The 19,052-nt window shown below is 46.1% G+C and carries 14 protein-coding genes, 1 tRNA gene and 1 pseudogene; 2 read left to right on the top strand and 14 right to left on the bottom strand.

Annotation, left to right across the window (positions count from 1 at the left end; all coding sequences use genetic code 11):
• Positions 1-250 precede the first annotated feature (250 nt).
• Complete coding sequence (locus BM200_RS15520; protein ID WP_091187116.1) at positions 251-955, top strand: hypothetical protein; 705 nt, start codon at positions 251-253, stop codon at positions 953-955.
• Between the two features lie 282 nt (positions 956-1,237).
• On the opposite strand, the pseudogene BM200_RS15515 reads toward BM200_RS15520, so the two are convergent.
• The 8 genes and pseudogenes from BM200_RS15515 to nrdR form a co-directional block, all read right to left on the bottom strand.
• Positions 1,238-1,432 (bottom strand): annotated as a pseudogene (locus tag BM200_RS15515) (manganese catalase family protein); the annotation flags it as partial.
• A 497-nt stretch (positions 1,433-1,929) separates the two neighbouring features.
• Complete coding sequence (gene fosM, locus BM200_RS15510) at positions 1,930-2,352, bottom strand: FosM family fosfomycin resistance protein (protein ID WP_091187115.1); 423 nt, start codon at positions 2,350-2,352, stop codon at positions 1,930-1,932.
• A gap of 193 nt (positions 2,353-2,545) precedes the next feature.
• Positions 2,546-2,992 carry a hypothetical protein gene (locus tag BM200_RS15505; RefSeq protein WP_091187113.1) on the bottom strand — a complete coding sequence of 149 codons (447 nt, stop codon included), beginning with the start codon at positions 2,990-2,992 and terminating at the stop codon, positions 2,546-2,548.
• 129 nt (positions 2,993-3,121) lie between these two features.
• Complete coding sequence (locus tag BM200_RS15500; RefSeq protein ID WP_091187112.1) at positions 3,122-3,415, bottom strand: hypothetical protein; 294 nt, start codon at positions 3,413-3,415, stop codon at positions 3,122-3,124.
• A 148-nt stretch (positions 3,416-3,563) separates the two neighbouring features.
• The gene (locus tag BM200_RS15495; RefSeq protein ID WP_091187110.1) at positions 3,564-4,031 is read right to left on the bottom strand and encodes a hypothetical protein; all 468 of its coding nucleotides are present in this window, start codon (positions 4,029-4,031) and stop codon (positions 3,564-3,566) included.
• Between the two features lie 402 nt (positions 4,032-4,433).
• Positions 4,434-4,613, bottom strand: coding sequence for a hypothetical protein (locus tag BM200_RS15490; protein WP_091187108.1), 180 nt, complete (start codon positions 4,611-4,613; stop codon positions 4,434-4,436).
• A 391-nt stretch (positions 4,614-5,004) separates the two neighbouring features.
• Positions 5,005-5,080 (bottom strand) — tRNA-Ala (locus BM200_RS15485).
• Between the two features lie 268 nt (positions 5,081-5,348).
• Positions 5,349-5,834, bottom strand: a complete 486-nt coding sequence (gene nrdR, locus BM200_RS15475) for a transcriptional regulator NrdR (protein ID WP_091187107.1) — start codon at positions 5,832-5,834, stop codon at positions 5,349-5,351.
• Positions 5,835-5,951: 117 nt separating this feature from the next.
• Here nrdR and BM200_RS15470 point away from each other — a divergent pair, with 117 nt between their 5' ends.
• Entirely contained in the window at positions 5,952-6,164 is a 213-nt protein-coding gene (locus tag BM200_RS15470) for an alpha/beta-type small acid-soluble spore protein (protein WP_091187105.1), read from the top strand.
• Positions 6,165-6,242: 78 nt separating this feature from the next.
• On the opposite strand, the gene BM200_RS15465 is transcribed toward BM200_RS15470, so the two are convergent.
• From BM200_RS15465 to BM200_RS15440, 6 genes are all read right to left on the bottom strand, one after another.
• Positions 6,243-6,809: a lytic transglycosylase domain-containing protein gene (locus tag BM200_RS15465; protein ID WP_091187902.1), complete on the bottom strand. Its 567-nt coding sequence runs from the start codon at positions 6,807-6,809 to the stop codon at positions 6,243-6,245.
• Entirely contained in the window at positions 6,806-7,396 is a 591-nt protein-coding gene (gene coaE, locus BM200_RS15460; RefSeq protein WP_091187103.1) for a dephospho-CoA kinase, read from the bottom strand. The genes BM200_RS15465 and coaE overlap by 4 nt, the downstream gene beginning before the upstream one ends.
• Positions 7,397-7,434: 38 nt before the next feature.
• Positions 7,435-8,133, bottom strand: a complete 699-nt coding sequence (ytaF, locus tag BM200_RS15455) for a sporulation membrane protein YtaF (protein WP_091187101.1) — start codon at positions 8,131-8,133, stop codon at positions 7,435-7,437.
• A gap of 117 nt (positions 8,134-8,250) precedes the next feature.
• Positions 8,251-9,114 (bottom strand): DNA-formamidopyrimidine glycosylase, encoded by an 864-nt coding sequence (gene mutM / locus BM200_RS15450; RefSeq protein ID WP_091187098.1) that lies wholly within the window; start codon positions 9,112-9,114, stop codon positions 8,251-8,253.
• A gap of 270 nt (positions 9,115-9,384) precedes the next feature.
• A complete protein-coding gene (gene polA / locus BM200_RS15445; RefSeq protein WP_091187096.1) occupies positions 9,385-12,063 on the bottom strand; it encodes a DNA polymerase I in 2,679 nt (892 codons plus the stop codon).
• A gap of 129 nt (positions 12,064-12,192) precedes the next feature.
• Positions 12,193-18,987, bottom strand: coding sequence for an S-layer homology domain-containing protein (locus BM200_RS15440; RefSeq protein WP_091187094.1), 6,795 nt, complete (start codon positions 18,985-18,987; stop codon positions 12,193-12,195).
• Positions 18,988-19,052 lie beyond the last annotated feature (65 nt).

The following is a 19,052-nucleotide window of genomic DNA, read 5'->3' as shown; positions in this document are numbered from 1 at the left end:
TCTTTTCCTGCAGCTACATTTACTCAACGGGTTGGTCTACCATTTTCCATTCCAGCGAATGTAAGTGTAGTTAGCACTACTGCTTCAAATTTAAGTGTTACATTACTCGAGAGCGGAACTTTAGCGGCTACACCTGACGTTGAAACTTGGCCAATTAATTAAACTTGCATTATTAAACTTTTATGTAGAGGTGAACTGTGATAATAATTAATCATAGTTCACCTTATTTTCTAAAAGGAAGGGGAGTTTTATGAGAAGAATCAATTTTTCTGAGATGAAGCAATTCTCTCAAAAAACGTTACCTACTGAAAGGATCACTACTAATCGCTATACCTCAAAAACTATAGATGACAAGGAGAAAATCAAAAGTATTATTAAGAGTATGATAAACATACAAGCAATCCTTGCTCATCACTATTCTATGAAACGTGACTTTGGGATTACCGAATTGACGGGATCAACCTCTTGGTTTATAACGGAGAACATATATGAGGAAATAGATTTATTTACATTTGTATTTAAGAATGTTTTTGTGAATACAACTTCTGACGGTAAACCTATCAGTATTCAAGCAGATTATGCCAAAGAATCTGCCTATGAAGCATTTGCTGAAATATTGGAAGAAGATCAAATTGATAAATATATAAAACATTTATCTGTTGAAAAAACTTTCAAAGATGATTTTCGCAGTAGCGCTTATTTTGAGATTGAAAAACATGATATTTCAATTGTTAAGAGTGTTTATTTTGATCACCTAATAGAAGCTACTAAAGCACCAGAAATGATTGGCCAATTATTTATTGATGTAAGCGGATTTAAGATTGACGAAATTGAGCAGGATGAATTCGTACAACAATTTGCCTCGCGAGTTAAACACTTATACCTAATGGTATACGACAATGAGATAATTGAAAATAAAGTACACTATAGAAAGTTTTTAACATGGTGTCTTTAAAAGAACTTTATATAATACTTGGAATTAAACGACACTTGCCATTCGTTAAATACACACGCCCATTCCCGACCGGTTATTTTGGTACAGTAATCCACGACACTATGGATACGACGGATACGACTATAATAGTTAGTTGTAAAGAATCTAAATTATTGGTTTTGGTTAGTCGATTAATCTCCCGTTTCCACATCTACACTGCCAGCCTAACGCCAATTAAGCAACTAGCAGTCGGTCATAGACCGACTGCTGTCTAATTATTGCTCGGTGTTATTATTTCTTACCCTACACTTTAAATACTTTTTTCGTTCCCCAGTCGGACTTAATCATCTCAACCGCTTCCCTAAACCTCAACGAATGAACGATCTCTCGCTCACGAAGAAACTTTAGTCCATCCTGTAAATCCACATCATCCGTCATATCGATTAGCCATTGATAGGTCGCTCTTGCTTTCTCTTCTGCAGCAATATCCTCGTACAAAATCACCGTTGATTCTAATGCTAAGCAATGAGCACTGAAGATTATGTTTTATTGAACTAACGTTACCCGTTAGCATTCCTGTAGATGGATTAATTTCATCTTTGCAAAAAGAAAAGCGCCTCGGTACGATGGGAGTACGCAACGGGTCATAGCCCTTAAAATCCCATCATCCAGGAGGACGCTCTAACCGACCCGTACCGTTAGCAAGACCGGCCTCCACCCTCTGGACAGGCGTAACGAAGGAATGAGAGGGCAAAGACCCGTTGAGACATGGGAGTGAAAACCTCCAGGGGCGGCGTGGAGCATGCGTGCAGTATATGGAAGGATATGGGACGACAACCTCCCCCTCTATTTCGTCATGCCTTCATGTTGTTCTGGTCTTCAACAATGGTTCTCTTACTATCTTTCTGCATCTCTAGCAAGGGAGAAATCCTGCGAATAAGCGAGCATTCGTGAGAAAACTAAATCGTACCGAGGGAGTTCAACAAGGAAATCCTTTAATCGAAAAACTCCATATGTGCTTTTTCTTGTTTGTAGTAATCTATTCTATCTTGTAAAGTACCTGTATGAAACTCAAACTTATGGCCATCTGGGTCAGTAAAATAAATAGACTTCCTATCTTTTTCATCTCTTGGACGACCTGACAAGATATTTACATTCAATTCCATTAGTTTCTCATACATTTCTACAAAGTCAGCTTCTTCTATTGAAAAAGCTATATGAGTGTATGATTGGCTTATTTCATTACGGGGAATATCTTTTTCTACATTCAGGGCAATCCACATTCCATTCAAATCAAAATAGGCAGTACCTCTACCCTTAATTAACAATTTTGCATCAAAAACATTTTGATAAAACTCAATAGAATTCTTTAAATTAGAAACTGAAAATAAAAAGTGATTCAAGCCTTTTATAGACACCTTACCACCTCGTAATTAGACTTCTTAATTATTATACAAAGGAAGTAAATCTTATTAAACTATCCTCCCTTTAGCTTAATAAAAAAGGAGCAGCTGCCGTTGCGACATACTACTCCATGATGGTTGAACTAACGTTCCCAGTTAGTTCAATCCTTTTATGTTTGAACGATATTTGTGCTTTTTTAAATAAGCCCTATAACTTCTTAATGTATATTCCCGTATTTGTATTAGGTAAGTATTTAACTTTGTATTTTACTCCGGGAGTCATCCTTGCGGTAAAAAGAAAAGAAATCAACTTTCCGTGATTTCCATTTAATTCAACATAGTCATTTAGGTCCTTTGATTTATGATAGAAATTAGTTGGAGACCCTTCGTCATAACTACAATGCCCTGTTATTAATAAACTAGAATCTTTCCAATAAGGAATTGAATAACTGAAAATAAGTACAATAAAGCCTAAACATATTACCCTTCCAAAAAATATAATAGCTTTTTGAGTTTTCTCGGAGAATCTTTCATTTATCCATTTATAAGATTCTTTTTTCATTAAGTTTTTAAAGACGACAAGAATTGCAAACAACAAGATAAATGTTAAAAGTAACGTGTACACAGGTACTGTTATCCAGTATATAAAATTCATATATATGACCCACCTCCCATCCCCAACCATTGTACCATTCAGCATATCTGCCCTTTAGTTGAGAAAACGGCAGCTCATCATTTTGCGAGCTACCGCGCGGTCTTTATTGAGCTAAAGTTCGCCGTTAGCTTAATTCAAACTGGTAAAATAAGCTCTGAGATTATTCCAAACATCCTCGGTAACGAAATAGGTTTCTTTCGCCTTTAACTCTTCACCATTATTATCAACGTAGTGAATGAAGATCTCTAATTCATCTCCGACTGTTTCGAGACTCCAGTCTAAAAAAACAACTGTATCGCCAATATCGAGTTCATTTGATCTTAATAAATCAAAATGTCCTTTATTATCAGTGACTATCTTTGCAATGAATCCTTCGATCACATAAATTCTATCCCCTTTACGACTTTCACTTGATACGCTCATACACCACCAGCTTCCCATAAAAGTGATTTTCCACTAATTGCAATCAGTTCATTTAGAGATACGTAGTTATCTCCTGACCAGCCACCACTGTATTGATTAAGCTATAGTATCCGTTTGCTTAATTTACTTAGTTTGCAAATTCACATTGTTATTTGTTTAGTTCTTCATAAACGGTGATAAAGAGTTGGTCGTCATACTCTACAAAGATATCTACGACAATCTGGCGTTCAGGAAATCTGTCTCTGAAGCTCATTGACCAAAACAACTTCAATGCTTCACCTAATGCTTTGACTTGCCCCTGTATGTCATCTCCCTCATCAAAGGTAGTATTGATATGAAAGAAGTCAGCCAATTCGTATAGATTCATCATTCGTTCAATACACTTCTTGCTATTATTACAGGCATCTTTCCAGCTTTGAAATCTTTGTTCGTCATATTTGTCCTTCAGAAGAAAACATCCATTAACTTCTATGATTTCTGGATAGAAGAACTTTGCAAACCCGAGTGCTGTTTGTAAATCAGATTTTATGTTCACAAAACTCCACCAAGTAAATGTGTTTGGATTTGCTTCTTTATGTTCTAAGAACTCTTTTATTAAGTCTTCGCCAAATTCCAATGCATTCACCTCTCATTATGCTTGGTTCATCTCATTCCCTCTACGATTATTTTACCATGAATTGGAACTATCCTGCCCGTTAGCTTAATAACTTTAGCTCTTTGGTTCTCTAGACCGTATAGAATTTCTTAAACAAAATATGAAATTGTATTGAAGCTCTTGTCGTCTGGTTGAGAAAGTATTCTAAGAGCTAATGTAATCAAAAACCAAATTACCACAATAAAAAACAGACCTCTGAAAGGAGGCCTGTTTTGGTTATGTGCGCCTTATAACATAACCTACAATTATTCTATTGCTGATTAAGTAGTATATGCCATGTCTCTATAATAGCTTCTTTTTACGTTCTTCTACTTGCTTTTTTAACAAACCTGGCAGCTAGAAAAAGCGGCTTTGTATCTGAAATCACTTTGGAATTGCAGATACTATTAGGTCTTTATCATTTTCTTCTACAGAGCGGCTATAATTGTTTTCCTCTTTACCAGCTGCTCTAATTTGCTGTACTACTAAGAACTTCAATTGCTCCACTGCTTTATCCCTGCCAATTACTCTTACTTCATCAAGTTTCATTGAAGACCGAAACATGTGCCCCTCCAATTAACCTATCATAGTAGCTATATTATAACGAACATCTGATATTCAAGAAAAACTCATTAATACTTAACTGGGTCCCTGCCCAATAGTTAAATGAAAATGTAGCTGCTGCTTCCAAGCCAGATTCTCTAAAATGGGTTGAACTAACGTTCACCGGTCAATTCAAAATTAACTAACAAAATATCTGCACTCCATATGCTGTTTTCTAACTATGCTGTCGTTTATATTTGCTGGTTTTAAAGAAACCACTTAAATGCTTCAAATAATTTTTCGTCCCCAATCCGTCCCCAATTACCGAAAATAGGTACTTTACCGCCAATTATCATCTTGCCAAAAATAAAGAAAAACCCTTGATTCACAAGGGTTTTGAGTGTTTTTATTATGGTGGAGCCAAGGGGGATCGAACCCCTGACCTCATCGCTGCCAGCGATGCGCTCTCCCAGCTGAGCTATGGCCCCAAATGCTAGAATAGCAAAATAATAGCATAGAAAAATGATGCCTGTCAATCCTTCCCTTTGCAGTTATCCCAAACTTAATTTACATCGTTTGAGATCGGGGTCACGTATAGACGGACACGATATCTTGCCTATTGCCCCTGTACGGGCAACGGGACCCTCCTTCACTTGAACGCCACATGCTGTCAAGTGACGAATAACCTCACTCCTCTCCCTTCATAAGAGCAAATAGCCCTCCCCTGCTGCTTAAGGAAAGGACTATCTCATTCAGCTACATGTTGCCTGGATTGTTCATGTTAATCGGATGCTTGGACAACAAGCTGTTCAGCTCTTTCATGAACATATCGATGTCCTTGAACTGTCTGTAGACGGATGCAAACCGCACATAAGCGACTTCGTCCACCGGATACAACTGGCTCATCACGATCTCACCGATATCACGGCTCTCCACTTCTGCAAGAGCAGTAGTACGAAGCTCCTTCTCAACTTCGGAGACGATAACCTCGAGACGTTCAACGGACACTGGGCGTTTCTCACAAGCCCGTATGAGGCCGCGGAGAATTTTGTCACGGCTGAATTCTTCCCGGCTGCCGCCTTTCTTGATAACGATCAGCGGAGTTTCCTCAATCATCTCGAAAGTCGTGAACCTTCGGCTGCATTTCTCACATTCGCGCCGTCTGCGAATGGATTTGTTCTCATTTGCTGGTCTGGAATCAAGCACCTTCGTACCTGCAAAATCGCAGTATGGGCATTTCATCATTTTCACTCCTTCCGAATCCTGTTTTTATTATTTTAATAATTTCCAATCGTTACCTGAATGAAGTTGCGAATTCCGCACATAATACATTTACCAACCGCAAGGAGGTGAACATCAATGAGCTCGAACAACAGCAGCACACTGCTTGTACCGCAAGCCACTGCAGCACTGGACCAAATGAAATACGAGGTCGCTCAAGAGCTGGGTATTGCGTTGTCGCAAGACGGTTACTATGGCAACCTGCTTACTAAAGACGCAGGCTACATCGGGGGTAACATTACTCGCCGCTTGGTGCAAATTGCCGAACAATCCCTTGCAGGCCGTCAATAATGATTTCATCATGTATAACAGATGCTTTGGCTGTTCCGTCCTGAAGCGGCGGACGGCCAAGGCTTCTTCTCGTCTAAATTAGATAACCGGATAAAGATCTTTGTACTTATTATAATAATAAATAACGCGTTGTACATAGTGCCTGGTTTCCCCGTACGGAATCTGATCCGCCGTATCCAGCCTGCCGTCCCATCTGCCTGAATCAAGCCACTTTCTTACATTGCCGGGACCGGCATTATAAGCTGCGATAACCGCTATGGAATTCTGGTTAAATTGTTTGTGCAAGGATTGTAAATACCATGCTCCGACTTCAATACTGACATCAGGCCGATTCTGCAGCATATCTCGGGTTACATTCGAGAAATCCGCCTGCTTAATGATCCAGTCCGCCGTATCGGGCATAATCTGCATGAGGCCAAGTGCCCCTTTTTTCGAGACCTGTCCGGTGGAATAGTTCGTTTCCGTCCGGATAATTGCCGCAATCAGATGTGGGTCAACGCCATAATTCGATGCACTTGCACTTATGTCTTCCTTGAATTGTATCGGATACATCATGCGGGCAATCCAATTGGAATTCAGAAATAACACACCAATGAGGCCGATGAGCAGAAGAAGCAGCACTCTTTTTCGAACTAACCACCTCATGGCAAATCCTTGCTTTTCCAAAAATCGTCCACCTGTCGTCTTGTCTCTTCAAGTGAACCGCTATTATCAATTACCCAATCCGCACGGCTTCTCTTCTGCTCGATATCCATTTGAAGTCCAATGCGACGTAATGCTTCTTCTTCTGGCAAACCGTTGCGCTCCATCAGCCGTTTCAGCTGAAGCTGCTGAGGAACGTATACGACCATAATGCCGTCATACAGTCCTTCCTGCCCTGTCTCATACAATAAAGGGATATCAGCTACAACCAACTGAGACTGCTCCTCATATTGCCTGATCTGCTGCTGCATGCGATTACGAATGGCCGGATGTAGTATACTCTCAAGCTGTGCCAGCGATTCGCGGTTGTTAAAAACAATTCCGCCCAGCGCTTTCCGGTTAAGCGTTCCGTCCGTATGTATAACAGCTTGTCCAAACGCAGAGGCGACCGCCTCTAAAGCCGGTTCGCCGGGCATAACAACCTCTCTCGCAACCTGATCAGCATCGACCAGCAGCGCACCGCGTTCTACCAGCATGGCAGCAACGGTGCTTTTGCCGGTAGCGATCCCGCCGGTTAAACCGATCTTCATTAGCTTTCACCCCGTTCAAATAGATCCTGCCTGTTCCTTTATAAAAGCTTACAAATTCCGATAACTATCAATAAAATGCCCGGGAGCACCGATACCGCCTGCATACCCTTCCAGTTAGAGAACCGGAAGCCAAACCGCATCCCGCCAAGCAAAAAAATAGCACTCGCCGCAGCGATCATAATTGGAGTTAATAACGGAGATAACCCGATCATGGCAGCTCCGATACCGGCGCCTAAAGCATCAAATGACAGGGCAACCCCCAGCATTACCGCTTCGGCTGCAGAGATCGTCCCCGACTTATCCACGTCGGCGGCCTGCGGAGTCCGCAATATTTGTATAACCAATCCCAGGCGCTTCAATTCAACGATGACAACAAGAACAGGATGAGACCGGTCAGACGGGTCCGAATCCGCTTCTGCTGCGTGCTCGGCATCGCCTTCTGCCTGACCTTCAGCAGCTTCACGCCCGCTTCGTCTTAGCTGCAGCAGCGCCCATGTCCCAATGCCGACAAGAACAACCGCCCCAAACAGCTTTGCCACAAAAGGAGACAAATACCCCGTAATCCAAGAACCAACCAGCATCGATAAAAAAATAACCAATCCTGAGCAACATGCGATAATAACAACCGACAAGAGCGGTATTCTAATTCGCCGCAATCCGTATGTCACGCCTACTCCGAAGCCGTCCACACTGACAGCAAAAGCAAGCACCAGCAATGAAGCAAAATGCGCGAACAACCCGCAGCCCTCCCCGCACACTGGGATGTCTTTTCCTAACGCTGTAGCGCGCTTATCTAGACATCCGCCTATTGTTCGTAACAACAACAGCATATGCGGGGAATTGGTTAGGGTGCATTAAACCTGCCGGACAGCCTTTTTACGGGCTTTCGGATATGGCTGGCAGCTCGCGCAAGTATGCGTTCCTCTGCCGCCTACAACGGATTTCTCAATTAACCGGCCGCAATTCGTGCAAGGCTCGTTCTTCCTGCCGTATACAAGCAATTGGTGCTGGAACATGCCCATCTCCCCTTGCCCGTTCACATACGATTTAACGGAAGAACCGCCTGCTGCGACAGCCTTGGCGAGCGTCGAAACAATCGCCTCATGAAGAAGGACCCATTCCGCCTTCTTTAAGGAATCGGCTGTCCGCTCCGGATGAATGCCTGCAAGAAATAAAGCCTCATCCACATAAATATTGCCAAGCCCCACCACATATTCCTGATTCAGCAGAAGCGGCTTGATAAGACCCGTTTTTTTTCCGAGCAGACCTCGTAAAGCCTCCGCTGAAAAAGCATCATTATCTAAAGGCTCCAGGCCCAGCTTATTCAGCGGTTTCATCTCGAACTCCGTACCAGGTTCGAACAGGTGCATGGTGCCAAACTGGCGTACATCTTTATATCTCAAATCTGTTCCATCATCAAAATGAAACAGGACATGGGTATGAAGTTCAACCGGCTCATCGCTTGGGAACACGCCATAGCGTCCTTCCATCCGAAGATGGGAGACAAGCACGAGACCATCCAATACAATTCTCAGAAACTTTCCGCGCCGTTCAACGGTCTGAATCGTCCGTCCGGCTAATGCCGCTGCGAACGCCTCCGGCTCAGCAGGGCGTTGTATAATACGCGGCAGCTTAACTGTCACCGAAGCAATTCGTTTACCGGCGACAAGCTCAATTAATGTTCTTCTTACCGTTTCTACCTCTGGCAATTCAGGCATGTCTACTCACCTCAACACCCATTATACCTGATTCGAAGCGGCTTAGGAGAGGGATAGTTTGTCAATCCCTTGCTTACGCGAAACTTTCGCACAGGTGGGTTAGCTTCGCTATTCCCACATTAAGCAAGCGAAACTTCGCTTGAGAGGGATAGTTTGTCAATCCCTTGCTTACGCGAAACTTTCGCACAGGTGGGTTAGCTTCGCTATTCCCACATTGAGCAAGCGAAACTTCGCTTGAGAAGGATAGGATTGTCAATCCTGCGTCAGCCTTTACTTCGCTTCGTACCAGTTGACGCCGTAGTTCACGTCCGCCTTCAGCGGTACATCAAGCTGCAGCGCACCCGCCATGACACTTGGCACAAGCTCCTTCATGAGCTCAAGCTCTTCTTCAGGAACTTCAAAGACAAGTTCGTCATGTACCTGAAGCAGCATGCGGCTCTTCAGCCCGCGCTCGCGAAGGGTCTCATCCATGCGCACCATCGCCAGCTTGATAATATCGGCTGCAGTCCCCTGGATCGGCGTATTCATCGCCGTACGCTCTGCGAAGGAGCGGAGATTGAAGTTGGATGCCTTAATCTCAGGCAGGTAACGGCGGCGCTCCAGCAATGTCGTTACAAAGCCGTCACGGCGAGCCTGCATGACGATATCGTCCATATACTTGCGTACGCCCTGGAAAACTTCGAAGTACTGCTCGATAAACTTCGCCGCTTCCTTACGCGTAATGTTCAAGTTCTGTGATAAACCAAAATCACTGATTCCGTACACAATGCCGAAGTTAACAGCCTTCGCCGAACGGCGCATATTCGCATCCACCTGATCGGCAGACACGCCAAATACGTCCATCGCCGTCTTTGTATGAATATCCATGTCGTGGATAAAAGCTTCCTTCAGCCGCTCATCGCCGGAAATATGGGCAAGAACGCGCAGTTCGATCTGCGAATAGTCCGCCGCCAGAATATACCAGCCCGGCTCGGACGGAACAAATGCCTTGCGGATCTGCCGGCCTTCCTCAAGGCGGATCGGAATGTTCTGCAGATTCGGGAACTGGCTGCTCAGGCGTCCGGTTGCCGCAATCGTCTGGCGGTAATACGTATGGATCTTGCCGGTTTCCTGACGGATCTCTTTCAGGAGACCTTCGATATACGTTGACTGCAGCTTAGACAAAGTACGGTAATGCAGGATTAGCGGAACGATCTCATGATATGGCGCCAGTTTCTCCAGCACTTCCGCATCTGTCGAGTAACCGGTCTTCGTCTTCTTCTGAACGGGAAGTCCCAGCATTTCAAACAAAACCTCGCCAAGCTGCTTAGGTGAGCCAATATTGAACTCCATACCAGCCAAGCGGTGAATTTCACTTACAGCTGATGTCAGCTTGCTCTCAAGTTCGCTGCCAAGACGTTCCAGCTCTGCTTTTTCGACCTCAATCCCTTGTCGCTCCATGCCGGCCAATATAACAGATAACGGTTGTTCCAGCTCATAAAACAGCTTGTTCATGCCTCTCTTCTCCAGATCGGCACTCTCCAGGGCCGTCAGCTTGCGAACGGCATCTGCCTTCACCGCAAGATGGCGGTACAGCAGCTCGGTATCCGGCACCTTGAACTTGGCACCTTTGCCGTATACCGCTTCATCCAGCGGCACCGAAGCTTGGCCGTAACGGTCGCATAAAGCATTCAGCGTCAGGTTCGTATCTGTCGGATCAAGTAAATAAGCGGCAAGCTGCACGTCAAAGGCTGCGCCTTTCCATTCGATCCCGCTCCAACCGAGAGCCAGCTCAATCTTATGCGTATCGAAGCCGTTCTTAGGCTTGTCTTCATCAGCAAGCCAAGAGCGCAGCTCCGCAGCAAACGGCTGCTGAAGTGCAGCTATTGGCACAACATACGCCGTATCTCCAACTGCTGCAGCAAGACCCAACACGACTGCCTGATGCGGGTTCTCGCCAATCGCTTCTACATATAAGCCATGATCCGCGCCTGCCTCCTGAAGGGCTGACAGCATAGTCTGCAAGGCTTCACCGTCATTATCCGATTCAATAACGACCACATTCAGTTCAACGGCAAGGGCAGCTTCTTCCCCGCTGTCCGCTCCTTCGCCGCTCAAATCCAGACGCTCGATCAACGATTTGAATTCCAGCTTGCGGAATGCATCTGCAAGTACCGCCGGCTGGTAGCCGTCATAACGGATATCGTCCACGCCGTGCTCAAGCGGCACTTCACGGAAGATCGTTGCAAGCTTTTTACTCATAATCGCATCGTCTTTATGCGTCTCGACCTTTTCCTTCATCTTGCCTTTCAGGCTGTCCGTATTCGCCAGCACTTCTTCGACGGATCCGAATTCATGCAGCATCTTCAGCGCCGTCTTCTCGCCAACGCCCGGAATACCCGGAATATTATCGGAAGCATCGCCCATCAGACCTTTCAGGTCAATGATTTGCATTGGCTTCAACCCGTATTTCTCATCAATGGCAGCCGGGGAGAACTGCTCCACTTCGCTGATCCCTTTGCGTGTAATCGCAATCGTCACATTATCCGAAGCCAGCTGCAGCATATCCTTATCGCCTGTAACAACCAGGGTCTGCACGTTCTGCTCGTCGGCCATACGCGTCAGCGTACCGATAATATCATCGGCTTCATAGCCGGACAGCTCGAATTGAGAGATACCGAACGCTTTCAACAAATCCTTCATAACCGGGAATTGCTCAGACAGCTCAGGCGGAGTTTTCGCACGGCCGCCTTTATATTCCGTATAGCCTTCATGCCGGAACACCACTTTGCCCGCGTCAAATGCAACAAGCACATGTGTCGGCTTCTCTTCTTCCAGCAATCTAAGCAGCATCGTTGTAAATCCAAATACCGCATTCGTATGTAAACCTGCTGAGTTTGTAAGCGGCGGCATCGCGTAAAATGCACGGTTCGCGATACTATTGCCGTCAATTAATATCCACTTGTCCATTTCGACACCTCACCTAACCATTTCTAGCCTCTATCATACCATATTTATGAAGCAATCTCCTCGCCATCGGCAGGGTAAAAAGAAAGCCGCCGGGGCTTCTGCCCAGGCGGCTTACTCTAACCAATTCCGTTACTTCGCAAACGTCAGAATCGACAGCAATCTGAACAGCATCACGGCGCTTTCTGCGCGCGTTGCCTCGCCTGACGGATCAAACTCATTGCCAGGTTTGCCGTTCACAATACCAAATCCTGCAAGCTGGCTGATCGCTTCCGCCGCCCAAGCTGGAATATCTTTTTGGTCTGCAAAAGCCCCGGCACTTGCTGCATCACCTTTGTGACCTGCGAACGTAAGACCGCGGGACAGAATAACCGCCATTTCCTCGCGGGTAATGGTTTGATCCGGTCTAAACTCGCCATCTTCATAACCGTTAATGAGGCCAGCCCCTGTCGCAGCAGCAACAACGGATGCGAACCAATCATTAGACTGAACATCCTCAAACTTGCTGCTTCCTGCAGCGTCCGGCGTCGCAAGACCAAACAGGCGAACAACCAGCGCAGTGAACTCAGCACGCGTGATGGAGCGGTTCGGATCAAACGACCCTTCGCCTACTCCGTCTACGACCAGGAGATTAGCGAGCGCATTAATCTCGTCTTTTGCCCAATGGGATGTTGTGTCTTCAAACGATTTATCTGTTTGCACGATCAGGAACGTGCCGTCTGTACGGCTCAATACCGACAATTCCGTTCCGTTAATAACAAACGGTACCGGTGTATAGACGGTGTTTCCTTTAGCGTCCGTATCTACACGAACAACTGCCGTATGGCCAGCGTTCGGCTGGTTGTCCAGCTTCACGGTATGTTTGATGTAATGGCCAAGATCGTTAAGGACGATCTCTTGTCCATCCTTCTTCACGCCTTTAAGTTCGAAGCTGGCGGAACCAAGAACCTTCATTCCCGCTTTGTTTGCAGCATCAGATGCCGTCTCGTCTTCCTTCATTTCAAGCTTCAATTGCAAATCCGTCAGCGAGAGCCCAAGTAATGCTGCGAGCTTGCTCCAGTCATATTGACCCGGATTAAAGATATACGAGCCTGTCTGTGATTCAAAGACGATTGTCTCTACTTTGTTCTGAGCCAGGAACTTCGCGAGCTCTGCCGCGCTGATCGTAAAGATTGAACCCGATACCTTCACCGTAATCGTCGACGAGGTTGCATTGCTCAACGCTTCCTCAAGCGGACTGGAAGGTACAGTTGTACTTCCACCACCAGCAGGCGGCGTAATAACCGGCGCATCCTTTTTCGTAACGATTAGCGTGTAAGTCTCGGTAGCCGATCCATCTGGCGAAGTGACCTTTATGGTAAATGTTGTGGTCTTGTCCGGAATGTTGAACATCGCCTTAATAGGCTCATTCGGATCCTGAACTCCACCGGTAATGGTTACTTTTGCTTCAGCATCCGTTGGAACAACATACATCAGTAATTGTTTCGTGCTGCTCTCTACTTCAACCGCATAGTTCTTCACCCCAGGAGCAACAACTGGAGATTTGTCTACTTCATTCGTGTTATCGAAGACAGAAAGCTCTTTGATCGATACGTCCTTCTCCGGAACTGCGCTGACCTTCAGTTCCTTCGTATCCCGGACACGAATCCGTACCCCATCCGAGAAGCCGCCAAGCAGGCCAACCGCTTCCAACTGATCTCCGATTGCCGCTGTTGGAACCGGCCCGGATTGGTTGACGATATAGCCGTCCGTGAATACCAGAATTTCTCCGCTGCCGTCATTGATGACATAGGAGTTGTCGTCATACTTTTTCGTGACGGAGCCTCTTACTTTAACAAGCAAGCCTTGATTAACCGGGAGATTTGCGTCCCCTGTTGCTATGACTTTTGGCGCAAGCGCCGTGCCGTGCTTAACGACAACAACATCCTTGGCAAATGAGTCGAATTCAAGCTCTTTGTTGTTCTCGAAGGTTTTGATCTTACCATGCACGCGAACCGTATCGCCAAGCTGCAGCGAGCCGTCCGGCACCTCCTTGAACGCCATAATGCCGCCTGTTGCGTCCTGCACGTAGAAGGCATCAAAGAATACGCCTGCTCCGGTGGTGACAACCCCCTGAACAACAACGTCCTTATCGTCAGGAAGCGCACGAGCTGAGCCAATGTCCGATACGGTTGTACCGCGACCTGCCAGCCAGTTGATCGCATTCAGGCCAAAATCATTATTTCCGTAGTCGCCATACGTGTTATCCCATTCCAAATCATTGACTACGTTCATGCCAGTAACAATAACTCGGCTGTTGTTAGGCAGAACCTCGGAAGCCATTGCCGGGATTGCAGAGCCGCCTGTTGTGTCGGACACGATGTCGTACGAATAAGTCGGCGCCTTCACAGTCGTCTGGTAAGTCGTTTCATTACCGCCAGCCAGAATGGATACCGAGCTGCTGTTTGTCAGCGGTCCACCGCCAACCTTGAACAAGCTCGAACCGCTGTAATACTCCAGCCAGTTAACGCCGTCCATGATGCCGTTGTCCACGATGTTAGGGAACATCTTGACCGCATGCTTGGCCGTAGCAGGCGTAGACCAATAGTTGCCCGTTGCTGAATCATCGTAAATTCCATCATTCGAAATTTGAATGGTAGAGCCGATTGACTCAAGCAGATCGTTATTCAACGTTGGATCTGCGCTGAAATTACTTTTACCCAGCATAAACAGCGAGCCGCCGCTGTCAACAAAGGTTTTTACTGCTGCATTCTCGTCAGCCGTAAAGTCTACGCCAGGGTTGGTCACCACGAGCACTTTAACCCCTGCCAGCAGCTCAGCTGTTATTGGAAAAGTATTTTCAACAACGGTGTAGCCTTCTTGCGCCAGCATTTGCTTGAACAAGCCCAGTTTATTTTTATACGTACTGTTTGTATCACTGGATGTATTCTCGTTCTGGTGGCTTGCATCAACCACTACTTTAATGCCAAGCGGTGCTTTCACCGTAACATCAATCGTAAATTTGTTGTCTGCCGGATTGTCTCCCGAAGGCGAGGTCACAACGGCTATGAGCTTATGATCACCAACAACAGGATCCGGCCACTTCACGCTAACCGAGGAGATCGTATTGCTCGCAAGCGAGACAATTGTGCTCGTGCCAATCAGATGCGCTTCATCCTCGCTGTCATAATAGAATTTCACCGACAGATTCGAAAGTGTGCTAGTACCTGTATTGCTGATATCCGCTTTAAGCGTTGCTTCCGTGCCTTGAATGAGAGCAGCGCCTTCCACTTCAGCCGTAGAAATCTTGACATCCACTTCCGTATCCTGCGACCAGATTGGAGACGAGTACGCACGCTCACCGTCAGCCTGCGTTACACGAATCATGTACCATTGCTGTCCGCCCGTTACGTCAACGGACGGTTCCCATGCGAAGGACTTGGAGCTATCAGCCGGTACGTAAGTGTCAACCACTTTACCACCGTTCGAGATCAGTTCAACCTTCGCAACATTGTCATTCGAAACATAATCTGCAGGCAAATAGTCATATTCGGTCATGGAGCGGTTCTCTGCGACCGTGTCATTGCCTTTTACGCTGAAGTTCAGCTTGGAGCCTTCCGCTACGCCGCCCATATAAATGCCGTTAGCCATAAATTCCAGCGTCATGTTTGGATCTTCGACCATATACACGCGTCTCTTCCGCATCGAATCCAAAAGCGACTCCGGCGACAGATCCTCCGATACGATAACTGTCCGTTTCATCGTTTGGCCCCATGTGCCGTCATGATTGTCTTCCCCGTAGGTTGGAGCAATCTTCCAGCCAAGATCCAACGCGCCGAAGTACGTTTGCTCTGCATTCGCGTACGAGTAGTGTCCCGAACCATTGCCAACCTCGAACATTGTAAACAGCTTTTCTGCCTCAACATTCGGCTTCATATTATTGAAGGAACCCTTCGGATCATTCGGATGGTTAAATTGGGCTACCGCTTCGTCATGCGTCAGCACCCAGGCATAATATTGATTAACATCAGTATTGTAGATACCGCCGTTTTCTTTACGATCAATGAAGTTTTCCGTACCAAAAACATTAGAATGTCCCCATGTTGTTGAGGTCATCTCGAATGCCGGGAATACGACAAAATCGTTATTTTTCGTATATTCCTTGGAAAGAGTTTTCGTCAACTGCCAATCGGCACCGCCTGTTCTCTCCTCCATTTCGCCTTCGTTCTTTACCGTGTCGGTAAAGGTACCCGATGCCGGAGCATCGATATCATGGGAATGATCAGAGAAAGCGAACCAGTCATAGCCGTATTTCTGAGCAGCCTTCAGGGCATCTTCCGGCGAGCCTGTACCATCATGCGAGATGTTGGTATGGTTATGGGTTGTTCCTTTGTAATGATTGCCGCCTGTGAACGGTTCGCTTACTTCGAAGGACCATTCGATGGAGCTTTCGTTGCCAACAAAATCTTTGGAAGCAACCTTTAAGGTATGTGCGCCAAGAGCAAGATCAGCAGTGGGCAAATAAGACACCTTCACATGCTGATTCGACGTCGAAGCAGGAGTCTTCGTGATCGAAGCCGATACGTCAGTCTCATCGAGAATAAGACTGATCGTATTCAGATCAATACCGCTCAAATCATCCAGCTCGATAGCAATGGAAGGACGGTAAGTTTCAGCACGATAACCCTGTTCCGGTACAGCGCCAGAGTACTCCGGACCTTCAGCATCTAAAGTCAGAGTTACAGCGAATGGAGCTGCTGCCGTACCTGATGACTTGGTTGCAACAGCAGAAGAAGCCTCAATGTAGTATTCGAAGTTCGAGCTGCCGATCGCGTCCTTCGAGATCGTACCGGTGTACGAGCTTGTTCCCGACAGGATCATTGGAATAGCTGTGTATTCCGTTGTTCCTGCCTTACGGTAATACAGCTTCACCGAAGCGGCGCCATCTACACTAGCTTCTACATGGACATCCACATTGATATACGTCTGTTGGATAGGCGTATGTGTAATTGACAGTGTAGGCACGATGTCCGCTATAGAACGCGGAAACAGCTGGTAGCCCGTTTTGTAAGGAGAGGAAGAAACATATTGCCCCAGGACCCCTGTGATCACGTAGGTTTTGTCCTTTTGCAACGATGACAATGTATCAATACCCGTTCCGGCAGTAATGACGCGGACAGTTATCAGTTTGGTCGGATCGTTTGGATCTTGAACGGATACATTGTAGTTAGCACCATTGGCTGCTGGATTGGTCACTTTAGCCGTAACGGTTACAAGCTTACCTTCCATTGGTTCAGCCGTATCATAATTTGCAAGTCCAGTTACTGTGGATGTAATAGGCTCCGGAAGTAATGCTTCCGTACCAACTCGCTCCACTAGTGTAGGTATGAGTTCAACCAGCCCGTTATAAAAATCAACTGTTCCCGTAATACGCAGCCGATCGCCTTTCACAATCGTCAAACCGGAAGTTGTGCCGCCGTAGATGTTCACACCAGATGCTTCATCTTGAACGTAATACGTGTTGGTTCCAAGCACATTATTACTAACCGTTACAACACCTTCGATTGTAAATATAGAACCATCATAAATGGCTTTACCTCCGGAATCGACTTGATGGAGTGTACTAATCGGTGTAACAATCGAAGTATCTAGACTGTCTGTTTGTACACCGTCACTTTCAAGTCCTCTTCCGTTTGCGGAATTGATCTGCTGTGTCACATAGACCGTGGCTGGAGCATTGCTAAGCTTAAAAGTGAACGATTTGTCGCTGCCTGCCGTTACCGACTGGGCACCACCACTTGTCGACAGCTTGGCAGTTAGTGCTTCATCCGAGTAAACGGAGATGATAGCGCCAGCCGCGCCGGCTGTTCCGGCAATCGTACCAGCATTCGAGCCGTCAATAACATATCCGCTCACAGTGACGGCAGATGCTTTAACTGCCTCATTGATAACCAGATCAACACTTTCGGCTTTGCCTGTCTCTTGAACAGTGACGATGACCGAAGAAGTTGTTCCGACCGGAGCTTCAAAGGCGCCGTCTTCGTTAGATGTCGTCGACGTGATCAGCGTATGTGTATCCGCCGAATAGACATTAACTGTGGAATTTGGCAACGCTGCACCAGCGTATCCGGTTAACATGCCGGCTAGCAGCTTGATTTCTTTACCTGCTGCTTTGGGGCTCGCTGGCAGCTCGCTCCCCCCATCTGTTGGAGGAACTTCAAGAGGCGATGCAGAGTTTCTTGGGGCTGGAGCCGTAATGATAAAATCTGACGAGTTATCATTCGTATCGTAGCCTGCACCTAATCCTGTCGTACCGGTTGTATCTGTACTTGAAGATTTACGCAGGGCAGCCGTTGAGTTTGATAATACAGTAATCCCCGCTGTTTCGTACTGGTTTACTTGTTTGTTGTTCTTGACGTCATTATCACTGCCATATCCAAGGAAATCAACAAGGTCAGCATTACCAAGCAAAGCTGTATCCCCTGCTGTATTGCCAATAGGAGTAATCGATTTCACTAACGCTACTTTCCCGGCTGAAGCAGACATGTTGATTAAGCCACCCGCTACATCAGGAGCAGGCAAATCCTTAATAGTACCTGCTCCATTTTTTTCTTGTATCAGGTAATATCCGTGTGCCTTGATTGATCCCGAAAGCGGCGTCATATTTGCGCTGGAAAAAACCCCCGTCGAACTTGTGTATTGTACTGACCAGCCTTGCAAAGGAACATCAGCGTCAGTTGGGTTGTACAATTCAATAAAATCGTACGTATACTGAGCTCCGCTATTCCCACCGCCTCCATACACCTGGCTAATCACTACGTGATCAGCTGTTCCTGCGGCTGCCTGCACCTTTGGAACGCCTACACTGGACAACAATCCTGCCGACATCGAAGCAATCAGCAGCATGCTTGTCCACTTCTTCTTTTTGCTTGACAAAGAAATAAACATATGTCACTCTCCTATTTGAACAAATGTTCAAATTTCACTTTCCCCTTGAACAACTACAAAAAGAT

This window comes from Paenibacillus catalpae, assembly GCF_900112695.1.
GTDB classification, from domain to species: domain Bacteria; phylum Bacillota; class Bacilli; order Paenibacillales; family Paenibacillaceae; genus Pristimantibacillus; species Pristimantibacillus catalpae.
This window is presented reverse-complemented; position numbering and strand designations above follow the sequence as displayed.

What these genes read in the sequence shown, in the direction of transcription:
- BM200_RS15490 (WP_091187108.1), bottom strand. Translation starts at nt 4,613, where the DNA reads ATGTTTCGGTCTTCAATGAAACTTGATGAAGTAAGAGTAATTGGCAGG.
- coaE (WP_091187103.1), bottom strand. Translation starts at nt 7,396, where the DNA reads ATGAAGATCGGTTTAACCGGCGGGATCGCTACCGGCAAAAGCACCGTT.
- BM200_RS15440 (WP_091187094.1), bottom strand. Translation starts at nt 18,987, where the DNA reads ATGTTTATTTCTTTGTCAAGCAAAAAGAAGAAGTGGACAAGCATGCTG.
- BM200_RS15520 (WP_091187116.1), top strand. Translation starts at nt 251, where the DNA reads ATGAGAAGAATCAATTTTTCTGAGATGAAGCAATTCTCTCAAAAAACG.
- BM200_RS15505 (WP_091187113.1), bottom strand. Translation starts at nt 2,992, where the DNA reads ATGAATTTTATATACTGGATAACAGTACCTGTGTACACGTTACTTTTA.
- mutM (WP_091187098.1), bottom strand. Translation starts at nt 9,114, where the DNA reads ATGCCTGAATTGCCAGAGGTAGAAACGGTAAGAAGAACATTAATTGAG.
- BM200_RS15500 (WP_091187112.1), bottom strand. Translation starts at nt 3,415, where the DNA reads ATGAGCGTATCAAGTGAAAGTCGTAAAGGGGATAGAATTTATGTGATC.
- BM200_RS15470 (WP_091187105.1), top strand. Translation starts at nt 5,952, where the DNA reads ATGAGCTCGAACAACAGCAGCACACTGCTTGTACCGCAAGCCACTGCA.
- polA (WP_091187096.1), bottom strand. Translation starts at nt 12,063, where the DNA reads ATGGACAAGTGGATATTAATTGACGGCAATAGTATCGCGAACCGTGCA.
- BM200_RS15465 (WP_091187902.1), bottom strand. Translation starts at nt 6,809, where the DNA reads ATGAGGTGGTTAGTTCGAAAAAGAGTGCTGCTTCTTCTGCTCATCGGC.
- nrdR (WP_091187107.1), bottom strand. Translation starts at nt 5,834, where the DNA reads ATGAAATGCCCATACTGCGATTTTGCAGGTACGAAGGTGCTTGATTCC.